Annotated in this window: 5 protein-coding genes; 4 read left to right on the top strand and 1 reads right to left on the bottom strand. The window is 70.9% G+C overall.

Translation table 11 applies throughout. The features are described 5' to 3' along the window. The coding region (locus ACQKIP_RS40565; protein WP_427745321.1) for a magnesium and cobalt transport protein CorA at window positions 1-924 on the bottom strand (924 nt) is incomplete at its 3' end. Between the two features lie 53 nt (window positions 925-977). On the opposite strand from ACQKIP_RS40565, the gene ACQKIP_RS40570 reads away from it, so the two are divergent. From ACQKIP_RS40570 to mshC, 4 genes are all read left to right on the top strand, one after another. Continuing rightward, window positions 978-1,664: a histidine phosphatase family protein gene (locus ACQKIP_RS40570; RefSeq protein ID WP_365860029.1), complete on the top strand. Its 687-nt coding sequence runs from the start codon at window positions 978-980 to the stop codon at window positions 1,662-1,664. Window positions 1,665-1,745: 81 nt separating this feature from the next. Beyond that, window positions 1,746-2,336 carry a DUF3090 domain-containing protein gene (locus tag ACQKIP_RS40575; protein ID WP_365860030.1) on the top strand — a complete coding sequence of 197 codons (591 nt, stop codon included), beginning with the start codon at window positions 1,746-1,748 and terminating at the stop codon, window positions 2,334-2,336. Further along, complete coding sequence (locus tag ACQKIP_RS40580) at window positions 2,300-3,199, top strand: SCO1664 family protein (protein ID WP_365860031.1); 900 nt, start codon at window positions 2,300-2,302, stop codon at window positions 3,197-3,199. Before ACQKIP_RS40575 ends, ACQKIP_RS40580 begins: the two co-directional genes overlap by 37 nt. 171 nt (window positions 3,200-3,370) lie before the next feature. Then, on the top strand, window positions 3,371-4,482 hold a 1,112-nt coding region (mshC, locus tag ACQKIP_RS40585; RefSeq protein WP_427745322.1), incomplete at its 3' end, for a cysteine--1-D-myo-inosityl 2-amino-2-deoxy-alpha-D-glucopyranoside ligase.

Below are 4,482 nucleotides of genomic sequence, written 5' to 3' on the forward strand. Positions count from 1 at the left end.
CACCCAGTGCAGCTCGGGCATGTGGTCGAAGTTCATGCCGTAGACACCCGCGATCATCGTGGGGACCGCCGCCATGGCGGCCCACGCCGAGATCTTCCGCATGTCGTCGTTCTGCCGCACGCTCATCTGCGCCAGATGCGCCGAGAGGATGTCGGACACCAGGCGGTCGAGGCTGTCCACCCAGTCGTTCACGCGCGTCAGATGGTCGCTGACGTCCCGGAAGAACGGTTTCGCCGCGTCCTTCACGAACGGCACGTCGGGCGCGAAGGGGCCCGTTCCGGAGAGGCGCATCATGGGCATCGCCAACGGTCCGGTGGCCCGGCGGAACTCGACGATCTGGCGCTTGAACCGGTAGATGCGGGACGCCGTGTTGCGGCTGCCTCCGTTGTCGGGCGAGAACACCTCCGCCTCCAGCTCCTCCAGGTCGGTCTGGAGCTCGCCCGCGACATCGAGGTAGTGGTCGACCGTGGCGTCCGCGACGGCGTACAGGACGGACGTCGGACCGTGCCGCAGCATGTCCGGCTCGGCCTCCAGGCGGTGGCGTACGACACCGAGAGGCGAGCCCTCGCCGTGCCGGACCGTGACCACGAAGGCGTCGCCGATGAAGACCATGACCTCGCCGGACGAGACGGCGTCGCTGTCCTGCTCGTACACGACCGGTTTCAGGACCACGAAGAGGGAGTCGTCGAACACTTCGAGCTTGGGCCGCTGGTGGGCTTTCAGGGCGTCCTCCACCGCCAGCGGATGCAGCCCGAACTCCCTGCTGACCTCGTCGAACTCTGCTGCCGTCGGTTCGTGCAGGCCCACCCAGACGAAGGCGTCCCCCGCCTTGCGCGCCTCGCCGACGGCGTCCGAGAAGTCCTCCCCGCACTCGGTGCGGCGCCCGTTCCGGTACATCGCGCAGTCCACGATCACGCACGGCATTCTTCCCGACCTCCGCTCGGGGCACACCCCGACGGCGGCTTAGGCTGGCCCGCATGCCCACGCTGATCCTCGTCCGGCACGGACGATCCACCGCCAACACCGCGGGTCTGCTCGCCGGGTGGACCCCCGGCGTGGCCCTGGACGAGCGCGGCGCCGCACAGGCCGCGGCGCTCCCCGGACGCCTCGCCGGCCTCCCGCTCGCCGAAGTCGTCGCCAGCCCGCTCCAGCGCTGCCAGGAGACCGTCGCACCGCTGCTCGCGGCGCGCCCCGGGCTGCGGGCGCACAGCGACGACCGCATCGGGGAGTGCCACTACGGCGACTGGTCGGGCCGCAAGCTGGCCGAGCTGTCCGACGAACCGCTCATGGAGGTCGTACAGCAGCATCCGTCGGCCGCCGCCTTCCCCGGCGGGGAGTCCATGCGGGCCATGCAGACGCGGGCGGCCGAGGCGGTACGCGAGTGGAACGCGCGCGTGGAGCGCGACCACGGCCCCGACGCCGTGTATCTGATGTGTTCGCACGGCGACATCATCAAGTCTCTTGTCGCGGACGCCATCGGGCTGCACCTGGACCTCTTCCAGCGCATCTCCGTGGAGCCCTGTTCGGTGACGGCCATCCGGTTCACCCGGCTGCGGCCCTTCCTCGTACGCCTGGGGGACACCGGTGACTTCGGTTCGCTCGCTCCCCGTGCGGAGCCCTCCGGCAGCGACGCGGCGGTGGGCGGCGATGCTGGGGCACCGTGATCGTCACCCCAAGTAGGGTGAGTCGTCGCGTACGAACAAGCGCAAGTGATCAATCGCAGTCGATCCCAATGGAGACAGGACGTGTCGCGTCAGGTGTTCCTCTACGACCCGCCGGAACGCTTCGTGGCCGGAACGGTCGGGCTCCCCGGCCGGCGTACCTTCTTCCTCCAGGCCTCCGCCGGAGTCCGGGTGACCAGTGTCGCCCTGGAGAAGACCCAGGTGGCCGCGCTCGCCGAACGCATGGAAGAGCTGCTCGACGAGGTCGTGCGCCGCAGCGGCGGCAACGCCCCCGTGCCCGCCGTCGCCTCCGCCGAGGTCACTGACAGCGCGCCCCTCGACTCGCCCGTCGAGGAGGAGTTCCGCGTCGGCACGATGGCGCTGGCCTGGGACGGCGACGAGGAACGGATGATCGTCGAGGCGCAGGCCCTGGTGGAGCTCGACGCCGAGTCCGACGAGGATCTCGCGGAAGCGGAGGAAAGGCTTCTGCAGGACGAGGAGAACGGGCCGCCGATGCTGCGCGTCCGGCTCACCGGGGCGCAGGCGCGTGCCTTCGCCAAGCGGGCCCTCGACGTCGTGAACGCGGGTCGGCCGCCGTGCCCGCTGTGCAGCCTCCCGCTCGACCCGGAAGGACACGTATGCCCGCGGCAGAACGGATACCGGCGGGGCGCGTGAGCGTGGCCCCGGGCACCGACGCCATGGAGTTGCTCGCCCGGGGTGAGCTGACCGTGCGCGGGCGGATCCGCGAGGCCTCGAACGCGGTGCTCTACTGCTCCGTCTCGTACGAGGGCCGGGAAGCCGCCTGCGTCTACAAACCGGTCGCCGGGGAGCGCCCCCTGTGGGATTTCCCCGACGGGACGCTCGCGCAGCGCGAGGTGGCCGCCTACGAGGTCTCCGAGGCGACGGGGTGGGGCCTCGTGCCGCCGACCGTGCTGCGGGACGGGCCGCACGGCGAGGGCATGTGCCAGCTGTGGATCGAGGGCCCTGACCCGGAGTCGGACCCGGATTCGGAGTCTGAGTCGGACCTGAACCCGGACTCGGAAGCCGCCGGGGGTGGCGGGGAACTCCTTGCCCTCGTCGAGGGCACAGAGCCGGGCGAGGGCTGGAAGGCGATCGGCTTCGCCGACGTGGGGGAGGGGCGGACGGCGCTTCTGGTGCACGCGGACGACGAGCGGCTGCGGCGGCTCGCGGTGCTCGATGCGGTGATCAACAACGCCGACCGCAAGGGCGGGCATCTGCTGACCGACGCGGGACGGCTGTACGGGATCGACCACGGGGTCACGTTCAATGCGGAGGACAAGCTGCGGACGCTGTTGTGGGGGTGGGCGGGGGAGCCGCTGACCGCCGAGGCGGTGGGGGTCCTGGAGTCCCTGCGGGACGGGCTTGCCGGGGATGCGGCGCTCGGCATCCGGTTGGCGGAGCTGATTACTCCGGCCGAGGTGGAGGCCGTACGGGCGCGGGTTGCCGCCCTGCTGGCGTCCGGGAAGCACCCCGTGCCCGGCGGGGAGTGGCCCGCCATTCCGTGGCCACCGGTGTAGGCACGGCCTCTGCTGAGTGCCAGTCGCCGCTCGATGCGGGGTAAACGGGTGGGTGCATGGGAGAAATTTGCCGCGCAGCGGCGTCGTCATCGCAGGTCCAAGGCGCCCATGCCCGGATAAACCTTGATCCCCCGCTCGTATGCGGACGCTCCGTCCGGTTAGGCTCATGGCATGCATGCCTGGCCCGCTTCTGAGGTCCCCGCCCTGCCCGGCAAGGGCCGCGACCTCCGGATCCACGACACCGCGACCGATGGTCTCGTCACCCTTGACCCCGGTCCCGTCGCCCGTATCTACGTCTGCGGCATCACTCCGTACGACGCGACCCACATGGGTCACGCGGCGACCTACAACGCGTTCGACCTCGTTCAGCGCGTGTGGCTCGACACCAAGCGGCAGGTTCATTACGTCCAGAACGTGACCGACGTGGACGACCCGCTCCTTGAACGTGCCATCCGCGACGGAAAGGACTGGGTCGAGCTCGCCGAGGGCGAGACCGCCCTGTTCCGCGAGGACATGACCGCCCTGCGGCTGCTCCCGCCGCAGCACTACATCGGAGCCGTCGAGGCGATACCCGGCATCGTGCCGCTCGTCGAACGCCTCCGGGACATGGGCGCCGCCTATGACCTGGAGGGCGACGTCTACTTCTCCGTCGAGTCCGACCCGCACTTCGGCGAGGTCTCCGGTCTCGACGCCGCCGCGATGAAGCTGCTCTCCGCCGAGCGCGGCGGCGACCCGGAGCGGGCGGGCAAGAAGAACCCGCTCGACCCGATGCTCTGGATGGCCGCCCGCGAGGGCGAGCCGAGCTGGGACGGCGCCTCGCTCGGCCGCGGTCGCCCCGGCTGGCACATCGAGTGCGTGGCCATCGCCCTCGACCACCTGGGCATGGGCTTCGACGTGCAGGGCGGCGGCAGCGACCTGGCGTTCCCGCACCACGAGATGGGCGCGTCGCACGCGCAGGCCCTCACCGGCGAGCACCCGTTCGCCAAGGCCTACGTCCACGCGGGCATGGTCGGCCTGGACGGCGAGAAGATGTCCAAGTCCAAGGGCAACCTCGTCTTCGTGTCGAAGCTGCGGCGGGACGGGACCGACCCGGCCGCCATCCGCCTCGCGCTCCTGGCGAACCACTACCGCGCCGACTGGGAGTGGACCGACTCCGTCCTGACCGAGGCCGAGGAGCGGCTCGCCCGGTGGCGTGCCGCCGTCTCGCGCCCCGACGGCCCCGCCGCCGAGGACCTGGTCGAGGAGATCCGCGAAGCCCTCGCGAACGACCTGGACTCTCCCTC

The sequence above is a fragment of the Streptomyces sp. NPDC059900 genome, assembly GCF_050270335.1.
Taxonomy (GTDB): domain Bacteria; phylum Actinomycetota; class Actinomycetes; order Streptomycetales; family Streptomycetaceae; genus Streptomyces.

Excerpts from the sequence above, each read along its gene's own strand:
- ACQKIP_RS40570 (WP_365860029.1), top strand. The coding sequence starts at position 978 with ATGCCCACGCTGATCCTCGTCCGGCACGGACGATCCACCGCCAACACC.
- ACQKIP_RS40580 (WP_365860031.1), top strand. The coding sequence starts at position 2,300 with ATGCCCGCGGCAGAACGGATACCGGCGGGGCGCGTGAGCGTGGCCCCG.